21 protein-coding genes are annotated in these 22,571 nt (G+C 39.7%); 14 read left to right on the top strand and 7 right to left on the bottom strand.

The genetic code is table 11. The features are described 5' to 3' along the window. The first annotated feature begins 26 nt into the window (after positions 1 to 26). Positions 27 to 974, top strand: coding sequence for a phosphotriesterase family protein (locus tag ACYVFA_RS26525; protein WP_460474888.1), 948 nt, complete (start codon positions 27 to 29; stop codon positions 972 to 974). A 5-nt stretch (positions 975 to 979) separates the two neighbouring features. Here ACYVFA_RS26525 and ACYVFA_RS26520 read toward each other — a convergent pair whose 3' ends face one another. The 4 genes from ACYVFA_RS26520 to ACYVFA_RS26505 all read right to left on the bottom strand — a co-directional run bounded on the left by ACYVFA_RS26520 (position 980) and on the right by ACYVFA_RS26505 (position 5,402). Beyond that, positions 980 to 2,248 (bottom strand): DUF2264 domain-containing protein, encoded by a 1,269-nt coding sequence (locus tag ACYVFA_RS26520; protein ID WP_460474887.1) that lies wholly within the window; start codon positions 2,246 to 2,248, stop codon positions 980 to 982. Between the two features lie 94 nt (positions 2,249 to 2,342). Then, the gene (locus ACYVFA_RS26515) at positions 2,343 to 3,896 is read right to left on the bottom strand and encodes an Rne/Rng family ribonuclease (RefSeq protein WP_460475220.1); all 1,554 of its coding nucleotides are present in this window, start codon (positions 3,894 to 3,896) and stop codon (positions 2,343 to 2,345) included. 321 nt (positions 3,897 to 4,217) lie between these two features. Continuing rightward, positions 4,218 to 5,045, bottom strand: coding sequence for a tetratricopeptide repeat protein (locus ACYVFA_RS26510; protein ID WP_460474886.1), 828 nt, complete (start codon positions 5,043 to 5,045; stop codon positions 4,218 to 4,220). 72 nt (positions 5,046 to 5,117) lie between these two features. Then, on the bottom strand, positions 5,118 to 5,402 hold the full coding sequence (locus tag ACYVFA_RS26505; protein ID WP_130018959.1) for an HU family DNA-binding protein: 285 nt from the start codon (positions 5,400 to 5,402) through the stop codon (positions 5,118 to 5,120). 298 nt (positions 5,403 to 5,700) lie between these two features. Here ACYVFA_RS26505 and mutY point away from each other — a divergent pair, with 298 nt between their 5' ends. Then, a complete protein-coding gene (gene mutY, locus ACYVFA_RS26500) occupies positions 5,701 to 6,777 on the top strand; it encodes an A/G-specific adenine glycosylase (protein WP_460474885.1) in 1,077 nt (358 codons plus the stop codon). Positions 6,778 to 6,885: 108 nt separating this feature from the next. Here the strand turns inward: mutY and ACYVFA_RS26495 are convergent, their stop codons facing one another. Further along, positions 6,886 to 8,355, bottom strand: a complete 1,470-nt coding sequence (locus ACYVFA_RS26495) for an APC family permease (protein ID WP_460474884.1) — start codon at positions 8,353 to 8,355, stop codon at positions 6,886 to 6,888. A gap of 37 nt (positions 8,356 to 8,392) precedes the next feature. Next, positions 8,393 to 9,322 carry a ketopantoate reductase family protein gene (locus ACYVFA_RS26490; RefSeq protein WP_460474883.1) on the bottom strand — a complete coding sequence of 310 codons (930 nt, stop codon included), beginning with the start codon at positions 9,320 to 9,322 and terminating at the stop codon, positions 8,393 to 8,395. 140 nt (positions 9,323 to 9,462) lie between these two features. Here ACYVFA_RS26490 and ACYVFA_RS26485 point away from each other — a divergent pair, with 140 nt between their 5' ends. The 3 genes from ACYVFA_RS26485 to ssb all read left to right on the top strand — a co-directional run bounded on the left by ACYVFA_RS26485 (position 9,463) and on the right by ssb (position 12,111). Continuing rightward, positions 9,463 to 10,905, top strand: coding sequence for an aminotransferase-like domain-containing protein (locus ACYVFA_RS26485; RefSeq protein WP_460474882.1), 1,443 nt, complete (start codon positions 9,463 to 9,465; stop codon positions 10,903 to 10,905). A 139-nt stretch (positions 10,906 to 11,044) separates the two neighbouring features. Next, positions 11,045 to 11,431, top strand: a complete 387-nt coding sequence (locus tag ACYVFA_RS26480; RefSeq protein WP_460474881.1) for a RidA family protein — start codon at positions 11,045 to 11,047, stop codon at positions 11,429 to 11,431. A gap of 206 nt (positions 11,432 to 11,637) precedes the next feature. Further along, positions 11,638 to 12,111, top strand: a complete 474-nt coding sequence (gene ssb, locus ACYVFA_RS26475; protein WP_460474880.1) for a single stranded DNA-binding domain-containing protein — start codon at positions 11,638 to 11,640, stop codon at positions 12,109 to 12,111. Positions 12,112 to 12,185: 74 nt separating this feature from the next. On the opposite strand, the gene uvrB is transcribed toward ssb, so the two are convergent. Then, positions 12,186 to 14,207 carry an excinuclease ABC subunit UvrB gene (gene uvrB, locus ACYVFA_RS26470; protein ID WP_460474879.1) on the bottom strand — a complete coding sequence of 674 codons (2,022 nt, stop codon included), beginning with the start codon at positions 14,205 to 14,207 and terminating at the stop codon, positions 12,186 to 12,188. A gap of 84 nt (positions 14,208 to 14,291) precedes the next feature. Here uvrB and ACYVFA_RS26465 point away from each other — a divergent pair, with 84 nt between their 5' ends. The 9 genes from ACYVFA_RS26465 (at position 14,292) to ACYVFA_RS26425 (ending at position 22,561) form a co-directional block, all read left to right on the top strand. Next, on the top strand, positions 14,292 to 15,776 hold the full coding sequence (locus tag ACYVFA_RS26465) for a PQQ-dependent sugar dehydrogenase (RefSeq protein ID WP_460474878.1): 1,485 nt from the start codon (positions 14,292 to 14,294) through the stop codon (positions 15,774 to 15,776). 64 nt (positions 15,777 to 15,840) lie between these two features. Continuing rightward, on the top strand, positions 15,841 to 16,458 hold the full coding sequence (locus tag ACYVFA_RS26460) for an inorganic diphosphatase (protein ID WP_460474877.1): 618 nt from the start codon (positions 15,841 to 15,843) through the stop codon (positions 16,456 to 16,458). Between the two features lie 156 nt (positions 16,459 to 16,614). Next, positions 16,615 to 18,363, top strand: coding sequence for a pseudouridine synthase (locus ACYVFA_RS26455; RefSeq protein WP_460474876.1), 1,749 nt, complete (start codon positions 16,615 to 16,617; stop codon positions 18,361 to 18,363). A 120-nt stretch (positions 18,364 to 18,483) separates the two neighbouring features. After that, positions 18,484 to 19,308, top strand: coding sequence for a phosphosulfolactate synthase (locus ACYVFA_RS26450; RefSeq protein WP_460474875.1), 825 nt, complete (start codon positions 18,484 to 18,486; stop codon positions 19,306 to 19,308). 55 nt (positions 19,309 to 19,363) lie between these two features. Continuing rightward, entirely contained in the window at positions 19,364 to 20,011 is a 648-nt protein-coding gene (locus ACYVFA_RS26445) for an SNARE-associated domain-containing protein (RefSeq protein ID WP_460474874.1), read from the top strand. Next, on the top strand, positions 20,008 to 20,745 hold the full coding sequence (locus ACYVFA_RS26440; RefSeq protein WP_460474873.1) for a shikimate dehydrogenase family protein: 738 nt from the start codon (positions 20,008 to 20,010) through the stop codon (positions 20,743 to 20,745). The genes ACYVFA_RS26445 and ACYVFA_RS26440 overlap by 4 nt, the downstream gene beginning before the upstream one ends. 231 nt (positions 20,746 to 20,976) lie before the next feature. Continuing rightward, positions 20,977 to 21,441: a hypothetical protein gene (locus tag ACYVFA_RS26435; RefSeq protein WP_460474872.1), complete on the top strand. Its 465-nt coding sequence runs from the start codon at positions 20,977 to 20,979 to the stop codon at positions 21,439 to 21,441. A gap of 86 nt (positions 21,442 to 21,527) precedes the next feature. Then, the gene (locus ACYVFA_RS26430) at positions 21,528 to 21,848 is read left to right on the top strand and encodes a (2Fe-2S) ferredoxin domain-containing protein (RefSeq protein WP_460474871.1); all 321 of its coding nucleotides are present in this window, start codon (positions 21,528 to 21,530) and stop codon (positions 21,846 to 21,848) included. Positions 21,849 to 21,868: 20 nt separating this feature from the next. Continuing rightward, positions 21,869 to 22,561: a YjjG family noncanonical pyrimidine nucleotidase gene (locus tag ACYVFA_RS26425; protein ID WP_460474870.1), complete on the top strand. Its 693-nt coding sequence runs from the start codon at positions 21,869 to 21,871 to the stop codon at positions 22,559 to 22,561. The last annotated feature ends 10 nt before the right edge of the window (positions 22,562 to 22,571 follow it).

Raw genomic sequence — 22,571 nt, 5'->3', positions numbered from 1 at the left:
CCAGCTTGGGCTCCCTGGCCTTCACCATGAAAAAGCCACAGGTAATGACCATTAATGGTTGGATAGATGCTTCAAAAATGGGCAAGACCTTAATCCATGAGCATTTTCTGGTAGATTTTATAGGTGCAGACAGAACCAATACGAGCCGTTGGGATAAAGAGAAAGTGATAGCCAAAGTATTACCCCATCTATCAGAACTAAAAGCCTTAGGAATAAAAACTATTTTCGATTGCACGCCAAACTTCTTGGGAAGAGATGTAGAACTACTGAAATTATTAGGCCAGCGAAGCGGTCTGCAAATACTCACCAATACAGGCTATTATGGGGCCGTCAAGAATAAATATCTACCTCAATGGGCATTCACAGAAACAGCAGAGCAACTAGCCGATAGGTGGATAAAAGAATTCAAGAATGGCATTGATGGCACTAATGTAAAACCCGGATTCATCAAAATTGGAGTAGATAGTGAAAAAACCTTGACCGAACTTCACCAGAAATTAGTCAAAGCCGCAGGTTTGACCCATTTAGCGACGGGACTTACCATTTGCTCGCATACAGGGCCAGCCAACATTGCCTTTGAAGAAATAGAAATATTAAAAAGGATAGGGGTGAGCCCGTCGGCCTTTGTATGGGTTCATGCGCAAGGAGAACATAATAAAGCCGGACATACCAAAGCCGCCCGAATGGGCACGTGGGTGAGTTTGGACGGCATAGGTTGGGGAGATTTCCAAACCTATGCCGATTCAATTGATTTAATGAAGTCGAATGGGGTATTAAACCACTTATTGATTTCGCATGATGCCGGATGGTATAAACCTGACGAACCCAATGGCGGAGATTTTAAAGGCTATACCAATATCTTTAAAGAATTAATGCCTCTACTGAAACAAAAGGGCTTCACCGATGCTGATTTTGAACAGATTTTAGTTCGTAATCCTGCTGAGGCATTTGCTATCAGAGTCAGAAAAGCTTAATACTATTAATAACTTACCGCTTTGTCTTTCTTAAATGGCTTGCCAGACCAGGCTTTTTGCTGCGTCCATTCAGTATCAGCATCTGCCCAGAAAGGGTCAGTGGCTGGTAAACCTAATGGCAAAAAGCCCAATGTGGTCAGATACATACTACCAGCATTAGAATAAGAATCAGCTATACCGGGTTGGTGCCCTGCAAAACCTAAGCTTAACCAGCCTTCTTTATCAAAAACTCCTTCCTGTGCAAACATTCGCTTCATAACAGCCGTCAAGGCACATCTTACCTGTGCCGGACTAACTCCTTCAGGCAATTGATGCAAAAGGGCAGTATGTGTCAAAGCCTGAAAAGCGCCTAAACGATAAGTAATACTACGCCCAAAAGGAGGGAAGCTACCTTCCGGCGAAATCAATCGTTCTAAGAAATCAGCCTGCCGCTGCATTCTTTTTACTGCTTTGGTATATTGGTCTTCGAGATTCTGGTTTTTCTTATCCGGCGATTGTTTCTGATGCACTTTCAGCATTGTATCCAAGACATCCACAATCATCGGGTGAATAACAAAGGAATTATAATAATCCATATGAAAAACCTCTCCGTCTTTAAACCAACCATCACCTACATAAAAGTCTTCAATTTTTCTTAACCCAAATTCAATCCTGAAACGGTCTGCATCCTCACCGATAGCTAATAAAAATACCTCAACAATAGCCGCAAATAAGAGCCAGTTATTGTTAGGCGGAACAACCCTTCTCAATAACCTAAACTCCTCTATCACTCGTTTTTTAGCGGTTTCATCCAAAGGTTTCCATAGCGCATCGGGTGCTTTCAGAAAACTTTGGGCTAAAAAGGCCGCATCAACCAGCGTTTGTCCTTCCTTTCGCCACAACATATAATCAGGGTTACTTGGGTCAACACTATTCTGGATACTTTTAATGGCATAAGTTCTTAGTTGCTTCCGTAGTTTGCCTTCTTCCGTAGTATCGTCTGGCAAAGCCAGCCAAGGTGCCACACCGACCATTGTACGAGCAAATCCTTCCAGATAAGCCACTTTGGCATTGCGGTTATCCCAGATAGGACTATATTCTACTGACCAGTTTTTCTGTAAAGTACTTTCGCTTAGATTTTTTAAAACAGGCTCGGCTATTTTATTGAGGAGTTTTGCCCAGTAAAGTCTGGTATCGTCTTGCGGAGGAGCTGTGTTGGCATTTACGTTGGTTTGGGTTGCAACAACGGCAAGCCCTGCCAAGGTGTTTTTCTGGATAAAATCTCTTCGGTTCATGGTTAAGGCATAATTTTCCGTGAATTTAGATTGAAAATCCCTTGCAAGCAATCAGGTTGCTATATAAAGTCCGGAAAATTATGCTGAATAACCTTTAATTTGTTATCTCAATTTCATCTCCGTGTTTATTCAGGAAATGGAATTCAGTAATACCAATCGAGGAATCTTTCGTGAGTTTTACCCATGTACGATATTTGAAGAACCACTGCATTTGCTTAGAGATGATTCCTTCACGATAATACGCGTACACAAACGGGTGAAGAATGATACTGATACCGCTCTCATTCTGTTTCGAGAGGATATAGTCCAGATTATTTTCAATCAAATCAGTAATCACAATACTTGCCTGAATCGTTCCGGTACCACCACAGGTAGGGCAGGTTTCACGGGTTACGATATTCATTTCAGGGCGTACACGCTGGCGGGTAATCTGTAATAATCCGAATTTAGAAATAGGTAGAATAGTATACTTCGATCGGTCTCCCTTCATTTCTTCTTTCATTGCTTCCTGAATCAAACGACGGTTCTCGTTTTTCTTCATATCAATGAAATCGATTACAATGATACCGCCCATATCGCGCATCCGCAACTGACGGGCAATTTCTTTGGCTGCTTCCAGATTAACCGTTAAAGCAGTTGATTCCTGGTCGCCCTCCTGCGTAGATTTATTGCCACTATTGACATCAATTACGTGGAGTGCTTCTGTATGCTCTATAATGAGGTATCCACCACCGGATAAACTAACCGAACGGCCAAAAAGCGATTTAATTTGTTTTTCTATACCATACTGTTCAAAAAGCTTGTTTTTGCCGGTATGGAGTTTCAGAATCTTTTCTTTATCAGGGGCAATGGTATGCAGGAAGCTCTTAACTCCGTCAAAATTTTCTTTTGAATCTACATAGATATTGTCGAAATCATCATTCAACATATCGCGCAGAATCGAAGACGCTCTATCCATTTCACTGATGATGCGGTCACGAGGTTTGGCATCACGCAGGGTTTTCATACCCGACTCCCACTTATCTACGCAAAAATCAATATCTCTTCTTAATTCATCCAGGTCTTTGCCTTCAGCCACCGTTCTTACAATCACCCCGAAGTTTTCAGGTTTGATAGAAGATACTAACTTATGTAAACGCTGACGCTCCTGCTTATTAGTGATTTTCTTAGAGATATTCACCGAGTTACCAAATGGTACCAGCACGATATTACGCCCTGCAATAGATATATCGCAAGAGAGCCGTGGGCCTTTGGTAGAAATAGGTTCTTTCACCACTTGCACCAGAATAGGAGTATTCTTGGTAACAACGTCGTTGATCTTACCTAATTTATCTATATCCTTTTCTAACTGGAATCCTTTTAAACGAAGATTGACCGGACGTTTCGCAATTACGTCTTTGACAAACTTGCTGAGAGAATTGTACGAAATGATTTCGTTGTAGTGCAGAAATCCGTCTTTGTCGTAGCCAACGTCTACAAAGGCAGCATTATTACCCTGTACGACTTTCTTGACTACACCCAAATAGATATCTCCGACGGAAAACTGATGTTCCGTCTCGTCAAAGTGATACTCGATGAGCCTTTTGTCTTGTACTAGGGCTATTCTATCACCTTTCTGTGTGGTACTGATATATAATTCGTTGCTCAAACTTGAGGTAGAATCAAAAGTGTTAGATATTGTTTTGGCTAAATTGATGGTATTATAGATAGCCACAAGGGCAACAGCTAAGAACTTAACTTGTGGCTATCTTATAAAGAAAGATTATTTTTTCTTATGACGATTTTTTCTAAGACGTTTCTTTCTTTTGTGAGTCGACATTTTATGTCTTTTTCTTTTCTTTCCGCAAGGCATATTTGTAATTGATTATAAACCTCTGATTTCCAGAAGGCATTTAATAAAAATTATTTCCGTATATTTTTCCCTATCTTTTATAAATAGGTGTTTTTATCGAACCGCAAAGATAATGAATTATTTTATACTCTCCAAAGTCTTATTGAGTTCTTCTAATAAAGTCGGTTCTTTTACTTTTTGTTTTAAATCAAGCAGGATTTTTTTCGCCTGTTCTTTTTCTCCCAGTTCCAGCAAGCTATAACCTAATCCAAACTGCGCATTTACATTGCCAGGGTTGATTCTCAACACCTGTCTGAAACGGTCAGCAGCCTTGGCATACTGGTTCGATTGCATCGATAATACACCCATGTTCATTAAGGCAGGCTCAAAGTTTGGTTCTTCTTCCAATACCTCTCTCAGCATCATAATGGCTTGCATCGGTGAGTCAGTCTGTACATAAGTCATAGCCAGGTTAGTCTTGGCCTGCAACTGTCTCGGACTTTTCTCTAATACTTTGTTATAAGCCGCACGGGTCTTTCCTGCCAGACGTTCTACATTTTCTGGTTTCAAAGCCAGGGTAAACGCTTGGTAATAAGCATCTCCAGCTCTCAGCCAATGTTCGGTAGTAGGTTGTGCCAGTGCGATTTTTTCAACGTAAACTGCTGCACTGTCAAAACTGTTAGCTTTGGCAAATGCCTCTGCTATTTCATTATAAACAGGTACTTTGTCGGAAGCAGCGGCTAATTTTTGTTTCAGTTCGCTTATTTGTTTTTCTTCTTCCGGCGATAATTTCGGTGCCTGTGTGGTAATATCACCTTTGCTTTTGTCTGCTGCAGGTGCTTTATCACTAGCTACCTGATCACGATTAGCTTTGGCTTCGTTTTTAACAACTACTTTCGGGCGATAATAAAGAAAGCCCGTCAGGGCTATCGCTATCACAATTAATATCAGAGAATGTCGTTTCATAGAAAGATTTTTTAATCATGGATAGCTCGTCACTATCCATGATCGGGCAATTGGCCCTTTAGGGCAATGAGATTATTTCACGTTTGCTTTTACTTGTTCCGTAAATTCTTTGGCTGGTTTAAAGCCCGGAACAGAGTGAGCAGGAACGGTCACCGTAGTTTTAGCAGAAATGTTACGAGCTTTTTTAGCAGCTCTTCTTTTGTTTACAAAACTTCCGAAACCTCTAACATAGACAGCATCGCCTTGGGCTAATGTGTCTTTTACTGTGTCAAAAAATGCCTCAAGTGTAGATGATACACTTGCTTTGTCCACGCCAGTCTTGTCGGCAATAGCTGAAATTACTTCTGCTTTAGTCACGATCGTAACGTTTTTTTAAGAGTGATAATATTGATTTTCACCAAGATAAATATTGAATTGAAAGGACGTAAAAAAAACTAAATCAGAAGCACTCTGTTTTATTAATTCAACATACCCAAACTCTTTGGTTTTATTTTGGGTTTGCAAAGATATAGGATTTAGCAATACTATGCCAAAAAGATTTTAATATTTTTTTATATAATCGCTTAATAATTAGTGAGTTATACTTTTTTTAATGACAAAATACTTTTTTAGGGAAAGAAAAAATAAGAGATTATTAAGAAAACTTCGATAAAAATTGGAAAGACAAACGTTTTCCGAAATACTTCAAAACTGGTATCAGCGGAATAAAAGAGATTTACCATGGCGGAATACCAAAGACCCTTATCAAATTTGGTTATCGGAAGTAATCCTGCAACAAACCCGTGTAGTACAGGGATTGCCCTACTACAATAAATTTGTTGAAAAATACCCCACCATTATAGATTTGGCCAATGCCGAAGAAAAGGATGTGCTGCGCCTCTGGCAGGGATTAGGCTATTATTCGAGAGCCAGAAATATGCACCAGACTGCCAAAATTATTGCCACTGAATGGAATGGTCAGTTCCCTGAGAATTATGCCGGATTACTCAAATTGAAAGGCATAGGCCCTTATACAGCTGCGGCCATTGCTTCTTTTGCCTTTGACGAAAAAGTAGCAGTAGTAGATGGAAACGTATACAGAGTATTGGCAAGACTATTTGATATTGAAACAGACATAGCCAGCCATGAAGCCAAAAAAGTTTTCAGCGATTTAGCCAATGAATTGATTTCAGAGAAGGCTCCCGGTACACACAATCAAGCCATGATGGAATTCGGGGCAACTTATTGCACGCCCGCAAATCCTGGCTGTATGTTTTGTATTTTCCATTATGATTGTGAGGCAAACGCTAAAGGGAAACAGGCCGTTTTACCAGTAAAATCAAAGAAAGTAAAAGTCAAAAAACGCTATTTTGATTATTTCGTGATTGAACAATCAGGAAAATGGATGATGTCTGAAAGAGGCCCTAAAGATATATGGGAGGGGCTTTACGATTTTTTTCTGGTAGAAAGTAAAGACAGTCTGTTACAGATAGAAGCAACTGACAATGATTTTCTGCTGGAGATTCTACCAGTCTCCACTATTAAAAATACCTCAGAAATTTATAAGCATGTATTAACCCACCAGACTATTGAAGTAAGATTCTGGCATATAGTACTCAATGAAGATACGGGCATACAAATACCATTAGATTATGAATTTTATTCATGGGCAGAAATAGAAGATTTACCAAAGCCTATTCTGATCGAAAAATATTTAAAGAAGCATCAGAACGAATTTAATCCTCAATCATAGATATATACCTATGTTTTACCACGGAGTCGCAAAGAGTTTCACTGAGACAACATCTAAATGCTTGGTACTAATCCATGCAAAACTCCGTGATAAAATGGTTATTTGAATTTATTCATCTTTATTCAGATGACTATGCCGGGCGCTATAAGCGAAATAGATAACAATACCAATTATACTCCAGACAAGTAACCGTAACCACGTCGATTTATCCAGACTAAACATTAGAAGCACGTTAAATATAATTCCCAAAGGAGCTATCAGCGTAAGATACTTTAGCTTGAATGGCCTATGCAAATCAGGTTGTTTTTTTCTGAGAACTAATACCGCCGCACAAATCATAGCAAAGGCAAACAGCGTACCGATACTGGTCATTTTGGATGCTTTTTCGATAGGTGTAAGCGCAGCTACAATAGAAGCCACAAATCCAACCAGTATCGTGCTTTTCCATGGAGTTTTAAAGGTGGGATGAATGGCAGCAAAGTATCTGGCAGGTAATAATCCATCTTTAGCCATATTCAGAAAAATCCTGGTTTGTGAAAGTAGCATTACTAGCATAACTGATATTAATCCTACTACTGCCGCAATAATAATCAAACCAGATGCCCAGTTGAGCCCTACTTCACTAAAGGCAGAAGCCACAGGCGCACCTAAATCAAGACTTTTATAGTTGACCATTCCCGTTAGAACCAGCGAGACCAGCACATATAAAAGCGTACAACAGATTAGCGAAACAATAATAGCAAAAGGAATATCTTTGGTAGGATTAACCGCTTCCTGCGATTGCGTAGATACCGCATCAAAACCAATAAAAGCAAAAAAGACAATCCCTGCGGCAGTCATCACACCGGAAATTCCATAATGAGAATCACCATTGGCATCTACTACTTTTTCAGGAATATATGGCTGCCAATTTGATTCTTTTACATAAAAGGCACCAACAATAATTACAAATAGCACAGCAAGCACTTTGATTGTCACAATCACGTTATTGGTTTTGGCCGACTCTTTTATGCCCTTTACTAATATATAAGTAACCACCCAGAGTATTAGCATAGCCGGAAGGTTGATTGAAAAGGCAGGCGCCTCTATGCCTTTGAGAAGTGCTTCCTCCTTAGCACTAATAGGGTCATTTAATAACCAGACCGGAATGCCATCAACGTTAAACAAATGCAGGAGTTTAACGAAATATTTTGACCAGCTAACAGCCACAGTAGTAGCCCCCATCAGGTATTCCAAAATCAAATTCCAACCTATGAACCACGCAAAAAACTCTCCCATTGTACCATACGAATAGGCATAGGCTGAACCCGAAACAGGTAATATACTGGCAAATTCGGCATAGCATAAGCCGGCAAACAAACAGCCAATGCCAGCTAAGATAAATGAAATGGTTAAGGCCGGGCCTGCATATAAATTAGCCGCTACGCCCGTAAGCACAAAAATACCTCCGCCAATTACCGCGCCCACACCAATAGCGGTTAATTCCCATTTGCCAAGTACTCTTTTGAGTTCACTATTATGCAGGTCGTTCTGATAAGCACTAAGAGGCTTTTTTCTGAAATATTTTTCTAAAGACATAAGTATTGTTAGGGTTATCGTTTTGTTTAGGTAGTATTTATACAGCTGGTTTATTTCTGCTTATATCAGATTTGAGTCTGGTTAATTCGCCTAGTAGTCGGGTTTCTTTTACCAGATGTGCCTGGCCAATGGCTTCGGCCATTTTCACCACAGCAAAATTGAGTGTTTCAATCTCGGTAGTTCTTTTATTGAGAATATCCTGATAAGAAGAAATAAGTTGCCCGTCAGAGAACTTACTGATCATCAAAAGACTATCCAATACCTCTTGCGATGAGAGTTCAATCCCATAAGCATGAGCCACCTGAATACATTCATCAATGATTCTTTTAGCAATGGCAAGCACATCAGCATCTCTATGGAAGATGCCATTATCTACCTCAATTAGTGGACAAACAGAATTATATACACAATTAGTAATAGCTTTTTTCCAGATGATTTTCTGAATGTTTTCTTCTGCTTTGAATGGGAAAAGTTCGGTGTTGAGACTTTCTACAATGGTTAATAATTCATTTTTATTACCTTTAATGGTGCCAATAACCGAGGCCGAAACAGGTTTAAAACTCACTTTGTTTTGATCTAATACCTGACTCGTCGCAAAAAGCACACATCGATAAATTTGTGGGAATTGATTTTCAATAAAAATATCTTCCACTCCCAAGCCATTTTGGAGAATTATAATTGGGGAGTTTCCTGTTTTATCTTTCAACAATTCACAAATCTGCTGATTCCCATATGATTTATTGGTTAGGACAATAAGGCCATCCAATTTTTCATATTGATTAATAGAAGAGATTTTCACCGTAGCCGGAAGCTCACTGCTAGTACTTAAAATCAGGCGTAGGTCCGTATTATATGCTTTTGCTTCAGCCACAGTCGCCCTTAGTAATGTTACGTTATGATTGGTGTTGCTCAGGGCAATAGCCAAAGCCTTTCCGATAGCACCTGCCCCCACGATATAGATATTCATAGAATGTTTCACTCGCTTTTGATAGATAATATGTAATGACCAAATGAACGTGTATTTCAACAATTCATCGGCCGGACAAAATTCTATAATTGAACTTTACCATAACAGATGCAGTTTTGTTATTTTTAACCATAGCAGTTATGACAAGCAGATTAACCAGCGATGAATTTTTGTATGAAAGAATAGCCTCAGTCATTGAGCGGCAGATTATAAAAGGTGTCCTCAAGGTAGGAGAGAAAATTCCTTCCCTTCGCACTATTTGTCAAGAATATGGTGTGAGCCAGAGCACGGCCTTGCAGGCGTATTATTTTCTGGAAAGTAAGGCTTTAATTGAAGCCAGACCACAATCAGGCTATTTTGTGTGTAATTCCCCTAAAAAAATGCTGGATGTGCCCATGGTAAGTAATCCATCAAATCATCATTTTGAAGGAACAATTGAGACACTCGTGTCGAGGGTTTATGATAATATGGGCATTCGTGAGAAATATATTTCACTTTCGTTAGGGATACCTGCCAATGAATTATTGCCTATTGCCAAATTAAACAAAGGACTGGTACAAGCCATGCGGCAGATGGAAGGAAGTGGGATACCGATAGAGCATCCGCAAGGCAATGAAAAATTACGTAAACAAATTGCCAGATGGGCCTTTGCCATGGAAGCCAATCTTGACCCGGATAATATTATCACCACAAGTGGCTGCCTGAATGCTATCTCGTATTGCCTGATGGCATTAACTAGGCCAGGAGATACCATTGTTCTTGAAAGCCCCGTCTCTTTTGGTATGATACAGGTAGCCCAAAGTTTACAACTGAATATCATTGAGCTTCCATGTTATGCCGAGACAGGCATTGACCTTAAAACACTGGAAGAAACCCTGAGCCAAACTCCAATAAAACTTATTTTGTTGATTACCAATTTCAGTAATCCATTAGGGAGCTGTATGCCCGATGAAAATAAGAAAATACTGGTAGAACTGCTAGAAAAATACCAGATACCTCTGATTGAAAATGATATTAATGCCGATGTATATTTCGGCAATCAACGCCCGAAATCCTGTAAAACATTTGATAAAACAGGCTTAGTACTATGGTGTGGCTCGGTTTCTAAAAGTCTGGCACCGGGTTATCGGGTAGGTTGGGTTGAAGCAGGAAGGTTTAAAGAACAGGTATTAAAGAAAAAACTCTATCATGCCATCTCCTCAACCAGTATCACAGAAGAAGCCATTGCTATTTTTCTGGAAAACGGCCGATACGAAACGCATCTGCGCAAACTAAGAAATACTTTGTATTATAATTATCTGCAATACCTGAAAATCATCAACGAGTTTTTTCCTGAAGGCACCAAAGCCAGCAGACCCAAAGGTGGTTTTGTACTCTGGCTTGAATTGGACGAAAGAATTGATACAGTTGAATTATATGAGCGAGCCATTAAACAGAAAATAAGCATTGCTCCGGGCAAAATGTTTACCTTAAGAAACCAATTCAATAATTGCCTGAGGTTGAATTTCGGACTTCACTGGAACGACCAGACTTATGAGGCACTAAAAACACTTGGGCAAATTGCGAAGGATTTGATAGGGTAATGTGTATAAAAAATCTATCCAACTTTCAAATATCACTAACCAGATAATCAGCCAACGCCACCAGCAATCAATCGTCACTTTGGGCATTTGGATTTTCTTCCACCTTTGTGTAATCATTATAAACTAAAACATTGCTCAGATGGAAAGAATGAATTTTAATACGCCTAAAGTGCCCAGAACTAATCTGGCTTTTCAGCAGGCAGTTATTGCCGGAGATTTCATTTTCCTTTCAGGTACCTGGGGACTTAGCCCCGAAACCGGAAAACTCATCAGCGATAGTTTTGAAGACCAGGCCATGCAGACATTCAGAAACATCGAAACAATTCTGGAAGAAGCAGGCAGTAGCCTACAAAAAGTAATAAAGACCAGTGTTTTTATGGTCTCAGGCTGTGATCCTGATTTTAGTGTAATCAATAAAGTATACACTCAATTCTTTCCTGAAAATGCCCCAGCCAGAAGTGCACCACAACTAATGCCTTTCCCGGGTAATATTCTTATTTCAGTAGAGTGCATTGCCATCATTTAAAAAGATTTTTCGCTAAAAATCGACCTTAAAAAATGGCCTTTTTCTCTATTTTATTAAAAATAGAGAAACTCCCGGACGGCTCTGAAAAAGTATGATAAAAACCACTTGAAACTTAAAATAATTGACAAAATTTTAATAAAAATCCAATAAATTCTTTGTAAATTTGTTTATTATCAAAACGTCAATATTTCAAACATTTCAGAAAAATGGCTGGTGTAAACAAAGCGATTATTTTAGGAAGATTGGGGTCAGACCCCGAAGTCCGCACACTTCCGAACGGTGGTAAAGTGGTAAACTTTAGCATCGCTACCTCAGAAAACTATACAAACAGAAACGGTGAAAAAGTAGAGCAAACAGAGTGGCATCGCATTGAGCTATGGGAGAATCTGGCAAATGTTGCTGAGCAATATTTGAAGAAAGGAGACATGGCTTATGTAGAGGGAAGAATTCGTACAGAAAAATGGACTGACCAGAACGGTCAGGAGCGATATACGCAAAAAATCAGAGGCACGGCCCTGCAATTAATAGGGGGTAGAAGCAATGCCGTTGAAGAAAATGAATCAGCATCATCTTATGGCAGCAACAGCGGCGGTGGTGGATATGCACCAAAACCTGCGCCAATACCAACTTCTCCGCCGATTGAAATGGCCGGAAACGGTGGTGATGATTTGCCTTTCTGATTTCGAAATGATATTACAATAAAAAACGTAGGGGTTCAGAATTCTGAACCCCTACATTTTTTATATACATCGTTTTATAATTTCTCAATCTTCTCTTTCAACTGAACCATTTCATCTCTGAATCTGGCTGCCTCCAGGAAGTCAAGCTCTTTGGCGGCACGTTCCATCTTTTTCTGGGTTTCTTCCATTAGTTTTTGTAATTGCCCTTTGTTCATATAACCTACAACAGGGTCGGCTGCTACATTTACTTCCTGTGGTTCCAGATAATAAGTCTTGGTAGTTGCTCTACTATCAGCAATAGAGGTTTGCTCCATAATAGCCTCTTTCGATTTAAAGACCGTTTTAGGAGTAATACCATTGGCCTCATTATAAGCCATCTGGATCGCACGGCGGCGATTCGTTTCTTCAATTGCCTTAGCCATTGAGCCTGTCATGGTATCGGCATACATCAATACCTTACCATTTTCATTACGGGCTGCACGGCCAATTGTTTGAATCAAAGAGCGAATATCACGCAAGAAACCCTCTTTGTCGGCATCCATAATCGCTACTAATGATACCTCTGGCAAATCAAGCCCCTCTCTCAATAAGTTAACCCCAACCAATACATCAAATATACCTAATCTCAATTCCCGAAGAATCTCAACACGCTCAAAAGTTTTCACTTCCGAGTGAATATATCGGCCTTTAACACCCACTCTATCCAGAAATTTACTCAGCTCTTCAGCCATTCTTTTGGTTAGCGTAGTAACCAGTACCCGTTCTTTTCGTTCTACTCTGAGGTGGATTTCTTCCAGTAAATCATCAATCTGATTAATACTTGGTCTCACCTCAATTTCAGGGTCAAGTAATCCTGTTGGACGGATAATCTGCTCTACTACAACTCCCTCAGCTCTTCTGATTTCATAATCGGCAGGAGTCGCACTTACAAAAATGGTTTGCCCCACCAGCTCTTCAAATTCCTGAAACTTCAACGGGCGATTATCCATAGCCGATGGTAAACGGAAACCGTATTCTACCAACGACTCCTTACGTGAGCGGTCTCCACCCCACATGGCTCGTATCTGAGGCATTGAAGCATGGCTTTCATCTACCACCAGAAGAAAATCTTCCGGGAAATAATCTAATAAACAGAAGGGACGCTGACCGGGTTGGCGTCTATCAAAATATCTTGAGTAGTTTTCAATGCCCGAGCAATAGCCCAACTCACGCATCATTTCCAGATCAAACTCAGTTCGCTCCTGAATCCGTTGCGCTTCCATCAAGCGTCCATCAGACTCAAAATATTTAACCTGTTTCACCAATTCGTCCTGTATCTCATGAATGGCATTATGCATCACATCTCTTCCGGTTACAAATAGGTTAGCGGGGAAAATAGCAATCTGCTTTTCAGTCGATAGTTTCTTGCCGTTATTGGGGTCTATCCGCTGAATCTCTTCTATTTCATCTCCAAAAAATATAAAACGGAAAGCAAAATCAGCATAACTTGGATACAAATCTACCGTATCACCTTTTACCCTGAAATTCCCACGGGTAAACTCAGCCTCTGTGCGGGAGTAAAGAATTTCAACCAGTTTATAGAGAAACTGATTCCGGCTAAAGTTCTGCCCTGTTTTCACCTGAATAATACTCTGTTGCATTTCATGCGGGTTTCCTGCACCATAAATACAGGAAACCGAAGCAACTACAACTACGTCGCGACGACCTGACAACAAAGAAGAAACAGTTGAGAGCCTGAGCTTATCAATTTCTTCATTAATCATCAAATCCTTTTCAATATAGGTATTGGTAGTGGCAATATAGGCTTCCGGCTGATAGTAGTCGTAATAACTGATAAAATACTCTACCGCATTTTCGGGGAAGAATTGTTTGAACTCTCCATATAATTGAGCAGCAAGGGTTTTGTTGTGGCTTAGTATCAGCACAGGCCGATCCAGTTGTGAGATAACATTGGCAACAGTAAAGGTTTTGCCCGAACCTGTAACCCCCAATAAAACCTGGGTTTCTTCTCCATTTTTAATTCCCTCTACCAGTTTTTCAATCGCTTGTGGCTGGTCTCCGGTAGGTTTATAATTCGAAGTGAGTTTGTATTGCATAAGGTGAGAGTCTTTGATAAAAGGCTATTAAACAAAAACAAAAGTTTAGTAGTTATAGTTTCGTATTTTCTAACAAAAACGACCATGAAAAACCTCTTCTTTCTACTTTTTTGTAGTTCAAATTTGCTTTATGGTCAGTACAACACTTTCTATCTATCTCCGGCTCATTCTCTTATCAATGTAGGGCAAAGTGTTAATCTGACGGCCTCCGGCTGCACGGGCAGCGTTACCTGGTCAACAGGGCAAACAGGTACCAGTATCAGCGTTTCTCCGGCGAGCACAACTAAAATTTCGGCGAATTGCAGCACAAGCGGCGGATCAAATAATGAAATTATTGTAGAAGTCATTCCATGTGCAGATAATGTGGTGGTAAACACCGGACTTACCAGTGGTACACACGTTTTCGAAGCAAATAATGTAACAGGAACCAGTTTTATCAATGCCAGCACCAATGTTCATTTTAAAGCAGCAAAGGGTGTAGCTTTAAACACAGGTTTTGAGGCGAAACCCGGAAGTATTTTTAAGGCAACCATTGAGGCTTGTCATGATACTTCTTATTTACAAACCCGCAGAGTAGCAAATAAGCTAAATTTTCCATGGGAGATTTTATGGGGGCCAGATAATTATATCTGGATGACCGAAAGAAGTGGTAAAATCAGTCGAGTGAATCCGCAAAATGGTCAGATTATATCAGTTTTTACTGTTCCTGACGTATTGAATAATGGCGAAGGTGGTTTATTAGGCATGGTACTTCATCCTGATTTCAGTAATTCGCCTTATGTTTATGTTGTGCACAATTATACCAATGGAAGCTCTCAGGAGAAAGTAGTCAGATACACCTATAATGGCACTACTTTAGAAAGCCCTCAGATTCTGTTAGACAACATTGCCGGAAATACGATTCACAACGGAAGCCGATTATTGATTACACCGGATCTGAAATTATTTATCACCACCGGCGACGCCGGAAATGGCAATTTATCTCAGGATTCTACCAGTGTCAACGGTAAAATTCTAAGAATAAATCTTGATGGAAGTATTCCGGCTGATAACCCTTATGCAGGTAGCCCTGTCTGGAGTATCGGGCATAGAAATTCACAGGGAATGGTATATGCCAATAATAAATTATATGTCAGTTCTCATGGTGGTTCAATCGAGGATGAAATAAATCTGATTCAGAAAAAAAGGAATTATGGCTGGCCTACTGTAGAAGGGCCTTGTAATACCCCTTCTGAAATAACTTTTTGTGCAAACAACAATGTGGTTGAGCCTATTTTCTCATCCGGTGGCTCAACATGGGCTTTCTGCGGATTAGATTATTATAATAACAATGCTTACCCTGCATGGCAAAACCATTTATTGATGGTATCTCTGAAAAATCAGACCTTTTATAGTTTCGAGCTAAGTGGCGATGGTAATACAATTATTGGCCAACCCACTTTATATTATGCCAGCCAGTTTGGGCGCCTGCGAGACATCGCCATATCGCCTGATGGTAAGGTATATATATGCACCAGCAATGGCGGAAATAACGACCAACTGGTTGAAATAAAACCCATGTCTTATTAGGAATACTTAAAATGAATGTGCAATTCTGAGGGAATTGTGTTTATTTTGCCAAAAAAACATTTTTATGAAGCCAGTTTACAAAGCACATCCTTGGCATGGTATTCCGATTGGAGAAAAGGCCCCTGAAACAGTCACAACATTTATTGAAATTGTACCATCTGATACCATCAAGTACGAAATTGACAAAGAATCCGGTTATTTGAAGATAGATCGTCCGCAAAAGTATTCAAACATTATTCCGTCTTTATATGGCTTTATTCCACAAACCTATTGTGGTGAAGAAGTAGCCAAACTAGCTCGTGAGCGTGGCTCTGAAAAAGTAACAGAAGGCGATGGTGACCCATTGGATATTTGCGTATTATCAAGCCACAATATCCCGCATGGTGATATTCTTTTGCAGGCTATTCCGATTGGTGGTTTGTGTTTATTAGATAAAGGCGAGGCCGATGATAAAATCATTGCTGTATTGGTAGCTGATCCGATCTATCAGAAATTTCAGGATATCAGTGAACTACCAGAGGCTATTTTAGCGAGATTGAAACACTATTTCCTGACTTATAAGAGTTTGCCTGATGAAAAGAATGCCATCGAAATCTCGAATGTATATGGCAGAGAGGGCGCACATGAAGTAATCAGAAAATCAATGATGGATTACCGTGATTTGATTTTTAAACCGATATAAATATGTGTCTACTAAGAATGGCGATTGTTACTATAAACAATCGCCATTTTTTGTTTATACATACTTATTAAACCTATTTTAATAAAAATATCATTTTATTATTGTACCTTTGCGCCTTGATAATCAATATATTACAGCAGTGATGCTGCAAACTCAATGAAAAATACAGACAGACCTCAAAGACCGAGGAAAGACACGAAAGAAAAATCTTTCAATCAAGGAGCCGATAAGCGCTCAGACAAAAAAAGCTTTTCAGACGATAAACGTCCACGCAGCGAAAAGAAATCTACAGAATCAGTTGCCAGACCTAAGGGCAATTTCCCCAAAAAAGATGGTTTTGAAAGAAGTTTCTCCGAGCCTCGTTTCGGTGAAAAAAGACCATTTGGTGATAAAAAACCATTCTCTGGCGACCGCCCAGCACGTCCATTTGCAAAAAGAGACGGCGATAGTTTTGAAAAACGTCCTTATGGTGATAAGAAGCCTTTTTCAAGTGACCGCCCAGCGCGTCCATTTGCAAAAAGAGACGGCGATAGTTTTGAAAAACGTCCTTATGGTGATAAGAAACCATTTTCAAGTGACCGCCCAGCGCGTCTATTTGCAAAAAGAGACGGCGATAGTTTCGAAAAACGCCCTTATGGTGATAAGAAACCATTTTCAGGTGATCGCCCGGAACGTCCATTCCAGAAGAGAGACGGGGATAGTTCTGAAAAACGCCCTTATGGTGATAAGAAACCTTTTTCAAATGACCGCCCGGAACGTTCATTCGATAAAAGAGAAGATAGCAGAGAAAAACGTCCATACGGCGAAAAGAAATCATTCTCTGGCGACCGCCCAACTCGCCCATTTGCTAAAAGAGATGGCGATAGTTTTGAAAAACGCCCTTACGGTGATAAGAAAACTTTTTCAGGTGACCGTCCGGAACGTTCATTCGATAAAAGAGAGGACAGCAGAGAAAAGCGTCCTTATGGTGATAAAAAACCTTTTTCAAGTGACCGCTCAGAACGTTCATTCGATAGAAGAGACGATAACCGTGAAGAAAGAGGTTTTGGCAGAAATGCTAAACCAGAAAAAAAAGAGAATCAGGCAAGTGGATCTAAATTATCAGCACCCAACTATAATTTAGATAAAATGAAAAGCTCGTTGCCGGCAAGAGTGCAGCGCAAGGTAGAAAAAGAAGAAAGAGAAAAAGATTCAGATGGACTGATAAGACTGAATCGCTATATTTCTAATGCAGGTATTGCTTCCCGCCGTGATGCGGATGAACTGATAGCCTCAGGCCAGATTACAGTGAATGGCAAAGAAATCACAGAAATGGGCTATAAAGTTAAGCCAAACGATGTGGTGAAATATGGCAAGAAGATATTGAACCGTGAGAAAATGGTTTATCTTTTGTTGAATAAACCAAAAGATTTTATCACCACTACTGAAGACCCGAACGAGCGCAAAACAGTAATGGATCTGGTAGCCAATGCCTGTGAAGAAAGAATATATCCGGTAGGACGTCTCGATAGAAACACTACTGGTTTATTACTATTAACCAATGATGGAGAATTAGCCGAAAAACTATCGCATCCGTCAAATGAGATAAGAAAAATTTATCAGGTAGAATTGGACAAACCCATTACGACCGAACATTTTGAAGCCATTAAAAATGGAGTTGAATTGGAGGATGGTTTAATCAAACCAGATGATTTAGGTTTGGTAACGCCGGATGCCGAAGTAGTAGGAATCGAGATTCATAGCGGTAAAAATCGCATTGTTCGTCGTATTTTCGAGCATTTTGGCTATGAAGTCATGAAATTAGACCGTACTACCTATGCAGGGTTAAACAAAAAAGACCTGCCACGTAGTAAATGGAGATTCCTGACAGAGAAAGAAGTGATCAGACTCAAATATATGATTTAAAAAAGATTTCTAAAATGCCATAACTTTGAGTTATGGCATTTTTTATTGCTGCCACTTGTATAGATTAATACTAGCGATTATCTAAAAATTATTACATTTGCAAAAAAGTATTTGTAAAGAATGAATTATAACCTAAGTCAAGTCCCTAAACGTACTGGTAAACCCCGTGAGTCTGGTCTAACAATGGTAATGGATAAAGGGTTGAGTATCAGAGAAGTAGAAGATATGCTTTCTATTTCCGCACCACATATCGACATCGTGAAACTGGGCTGGGCCACTTCTTTCGTAACGCCGAATCTGAAAGATAAATTGAAAGTGTATAAAGACGCAGGTATTCCTGTGTACTTTGGCGGTACCCTCTTTGAAGCTTTTGTGGTAAGAGACCAGTTTGAAGATTATCTGAGAGTATTGGATCAGTTTGACTTAGAGCATTGCGAGGTTTCCGATGGTTCTATTGAGATTCCACATGATGAAAAGTGTGGATATATAACTCGCCTGGCTACCCGTGCAAAAGTGCTTTCAGAAGTAGGTTCAAAAGATGCAGAAAAGATTTTTGCTCCTTATAAATGGATTGAAATGATGCAGGCCGAACTGAATGCAGGTGCATGGAAAGTAATCGGTGAAGCACGCGAAGGTGGTAATGTGGGTTTGTTCCGTAGCAGTGGAGAAGTACGCCAAGGATTGGTAGATGAGATTATTCATGCTATTCCGGCTGAGAAAATTATCTGGGAAGCACCACAAAAATCACAACAGGTATATTTCGTGAAACTGGTTGGTGCTAATGTGAATGTGGGAAATATTGCCCCTAACGAAGTGATTCCTTTAGAAACGATCCGCTTAGGATTAAGAGGCGATACCTTCGGTACTTTCTTAACTGAAAAAGCCAAGAAACGTTTCAAATTGGGTAAGTACAGCAGCGATAGAAGAATCGTTCAGGACGAATAAATCCGATTAAATCACAAACACATATCCTTTTAACTCCAATTGGGGACAGACTTTTATGGAAATTATACATTTTCTCATCGACTTACTCAAAGACCCTTTATTGACCTTACAGGGTTTTCTTGATAAATACGATACGCTCACTTACGGTATTCTATTCCTGATAATTTTTGTAGAAACAGGATTAATCGTAATGCCATTATTACCGGGCGACTCATTGCTTTTTGCCGCAGGTTTACTGGCTTCTTCAACCGGAAAACTGGATATTACCATAATGATTCCTTTGTTAATTCTGGCGGCATTATTAGGTGATAACGTGAATTATTTTATCGGCAAAAATTTTAGTAATTACATCAAATCAAGAGATAAAATACTTTTCTTAAAGCGCTCATATATTACCCAAACCGAAGAATTTTACGAAAAACATGGTGGTAGAACCGTAATTTTAGCCCGTTTTATGCCTATCGTTCGTACTATCGCTCCGTTCGTAGCCGGTGCAGGTAGCATGAAATACCCTAAATACATTACGTACTGTATCCTTGGCGCTATTTTGTGGGTAACAAGCATTACGCTTCTGGGTTATTTCTTAGGCTCTAACCAATGGGTGAAACAGAATTTTGAGAAAGTAGTTTTGGGCATCGTCTTTATTTCAATTGCTCCAATGCTTTGGGCAATTATTAAAGCCAATTTCTTTACTAAAAAATGAACATCTACGGATTGATTGGCTACCCTCTTGGCCATTCGTTTTCAAAGAAATATTTTACTGAAAAATTTGCACTCATAGGTATTGCTGATAACAATGCCTATGAGTTATTTGAGCTATCCGATATTCAGACTTTTCCTGAATTAATCAAAAGCCAATCTGATTTAAAAGGCTTGAATGTAACTATTCCACACAAACAGGCAGTGATGCCTTTTCTGGATGGTCTGGATGCTTCTGCCGAAAAAGTTGGCGCAGTAAATGTGATTAAGATAGGAGAGGGAGGGAAACTAATAGGCTATAATTCTGATTATTACGGTTTCAAAACTTCATTAGAAGAATTTATCCCAGCTAACACACCGCTAAAAGCCTTGGTATTAGGCAATGGTGGAGCTGCCAAAGCAGTCATTGCCGCACTTAATGATTTATCAATCTCCTATAAGATAGTTTCTCGTACCAAGTCAGATGATACGCTTGGTTATGAAGATTTAGCTACTGAAATCGGTAACTATCAACTCATTATTAATTCTTCGCCCGTTGGCACTTATCCCAAGGCGGACGTTTGTCCTGATATTCCTTATGAGCAATTAACGTCCAATCATTACTTATACGATTTAGTGTATAATCCGGTGCAGACGCTCTTTTTGCAGAAAGGAGAGGAGCAAGGCGCTAAAACACATAATGGCTTGAAAATGCTCCACCTGCAAGCCGAAAAAGCCTGGGAAATCTGGAATTCTTAAGCAACCTTTTTATTGGAATAAGCATCTTATAGTCAATTGTGGCGCGAACGTCCCGTTCGCAGTTGGTATAGCTTCTTTTGTGATTGGTTTTATTGGGAATAGTTTATGAATGCAAACAATAATAATTGCTAATACTTAAATTACCTCAAAACAGTTTTCCGTTTTTCTATACCAATCGCGAACGTCCCGTTCGCGCCACAGTTACTAATTTACATTAAACCTCCCTCCACAATGAAAACAAAACTAAATCTCCTGTTAATCTTGCTTTTGGGTATTACTATCTCAGGTTTTGCCGCTACCGCTGCTACTGGTGCTAGCACTGCTACTGTCGCCTCGGCTGATTTAGAATACAAAGAGCAAACTATTGATAATGAATTTGCCAAAGTAGAAAAACTGGAACAATACCTGGCAGCGCATCCTGAAGCTAGTTTAGAGATGGTTAAGAAATCCAATCCTGAGTTATTAGAAGGTTTTGATTTGATTCCTAACACCGAAACAAATTTTTCGCCAAACAAAGAAATGCCCATTGTTGGTGGTTTCTGGTGGGGCTGTTGTTTAGGTATTGTGGGCTTAGGCTTGGTTTATTTCATTACTGACAATGATAAGGATCAGGTGAAACAAGCGCTCTGGGGCTGTATTATTGCTACTATCATTTGGGGTATAGGTGGTCTCTGGAACCCATTCGGTTGGTTCTGATAACAGAAAGAACATATACAATATGCCACAGACGCCACAAAGTTTTCTTACCTTTGTGGCGTTTATTATTATTTTAACGACAGCATATGAAATTTAAAAAACACGTATTTATTTGTACTAACGATAAAGAAGCCCCTAAGAAATCTTGCGGAAGTGTACACGGTCTGGAATTAGTAGAAGCTTTTAAAGCCTCTATCAAAGACAAGGGATTGTCATTTGCTGACATCAGAGCGCAAAAATCAGGTTGTCTGGACGCTTGTGCCTTTGGCCCATCAATGGTTGTATATCCTGAAGGAGTATGGTATGGCAATGTGCAGTTGAGCGATGTAGATGAAATCGTTGAAAGCCATTTAGCAAATAATCAACCTGTTGAGCGATTGATCATTAAATTTCCTGTCAGAGCCTAAGGCAGGAAATACATTCTCTTATGTATAAGCATCTCTTTTTTGACCTCGACCACACACTCTGGGATTTTGAGAAAAACTCCAGAGAATCTTTGGCAGACTTGTATGAAGCTTTCAGCCTTCACACATCAAATATATCTGAATTGAGTGCCTTTCAACAAGAGTTTTCAGTAGTCAACAAGCGCTATTGGTCTTTGTTGGAAAGAAACGAGATTACCCATGAAGAACTCCGCCGTCGCCGGTTCAGAGACACGCTTGTTAATTTGGGAGTAGATGCTGACGAAACTTTTGGACTGCAATTAAATGAGGCTTTTTTAGAATTGCTTCCGCAAAAATCTCATCTGATAGAAGGGGCTATTGAAATTCTTGATTTTTTTGCACCTAAGTATGAATTGCACATCCTCAGCAATGGTTGGCAAGAGGTACAGGCGAGAAAAATAAGTAGCTCTAAGATTGATCACTATTTTAAAGAGGTGATTACCATTGAAAAGGCAGAGGCTCGCAAGCCGGATAAAAAGATTTTCGATTATGCCATTCGGGTAACAAAAGCTAATCTCTCTGAAAGTATCATGATTGGTGACAACTTTGAAGCGGATATTCTGGGCGCCATAAATGCCCGGATGGATTCAGTTTTCTATAATCCAGATGATTTTGTGGCAACGCAGAAGCCTACTTTCGAGATTAAGAAACTAGTGGAATTGAAAGAGATTCTCTGATAAATTAAAA

This window comes from Emticicia fontis, from assembly GCF_054779675.1.
The sequence above is the reverse complement of the archived record's forward strand: the minus strand, read 5'-3'. Positions and strand labels throughout refer to the sequence as shown.

Coding starts and splice junctions, on each gene's coding strand:
- ACYVFA_RS26465 (WP_460474878.1), top strand. CDS start 14,292: ATGAAAAACCTCTTCTTTCTACTTTTTTGTAGTTCAAATTTGCTTTAT.
- ACYVFA_RS26525 (WP_460474888.1), top strand. CDS start 27: ATGAAAAAGCCACAGGTAATGACCATTAATGGTTGGATAGATGCTTCA.
- ACYVFA_RS26495 (WP_460474884.1), bottom strand. CDS start 8,355: ATGTCTTTAGAAAAATATTTCAGAAAAAAGCCTCTTAGTGCTTATCAG.
- ACYVFA_RS26425 (WP_460474870.1), top strand. CDS start 21,869: ATGTATAAGCATCTCTTTTTTGACCTCGACCACACACTCTGGGATTTT.
- ACYVFA_RS26435 (WP_460474872.1), top strand. CDS start 20,977: ATGAAAACAAAACTAAATCTCCTGTTAATCTTGCTTTTGGGTATTACT.
- ACYVFA_RS26430 (WP_460474871.1), top strand. CDS start 21,528: ATGAAATTTAAAAAACACGTATTTATTTGTACTAACGATAAAGAAGCC.
- ACYVFA_RS26510 (WP_460474886.1), bottom strand. CDS start 5,045: ATGAAACGACATTCTCTGATATTAATTGTGATAGCGATAGCCCTGACG.
- ACYVFA_RS26455 (WP_460474876.1), top strand. CDS start 16,615: ATGAAAAATACAGACAGACCTCAAAGACCGAGGAAAGACACGAAAGAA.
- ssb (WP_460474880.1), top strand. CDS start 11,638: ATGGCTGGTGTAAACAAAGCGATTATTTTAGGAAGATTGGGGTCAGAC.
- ACYVFA_RS26480 (WP_460474881.1), top strand. CDS start 11,045: ATGGAAAGAATGAATTTTAATACGCCTAAAGTGCCCAGAACTAATCTG.
- ACYVFA_RS26450 (WP_460474875.1), top strand. CDS start 18,484: ATGAATTATAACCTAAGTCAAGTCCCTAAACGTACTGGTAAACCCCGT.
- ACYVFA_RS26440 (WP_460474873.1), top strand. CDS start 20,008: ATGAACATCTACGGATTGATTGGCTACCCTCTTGGCCATTCGTTTTCA.
- ACYVFA_RS26485 (WP_460474882.1), top strand. CDS start 9,463: ATGACAAGCAGATTAACCAGCGATGAATTTTTGTATGAAAGAATAGCC.
- uvrB (WP_460474879.1), bottom strand. CDS start 14,207: ATGCAATACAAACTCACTTCGAATTATAAACCTACCGGAGACCAGCCA.
- ACYVFA_RS26445 (WP_460474874.1), top strand. CDS start 19,364: ATGGAAATTATACATTTTCTCATCGACTTACTCAAAGACCCTTTATTG.
- ACYVFA_RS26490 (WP_460474883.1), bottom strand. CDS start 9,322: ATGAATATCTATATCGTGGGGGCAGGTGCTATCGGAAAGGCTTTGGCT.
- ACYVFA_RS26460 (WP_460474877.1), top strand. CDS start 15,841: ATGAAGCCAGTTTACAAAGCACATCCTTGGCATGGTATTCCGATTGGA.
- ACYVFA_RS26520 (WP_460474887.1), bottom strand. CDS start 2,248: ATGAACCGAAGAGATTTTATCCAGAAAAACACCTTGGCAGGGCTTGCC.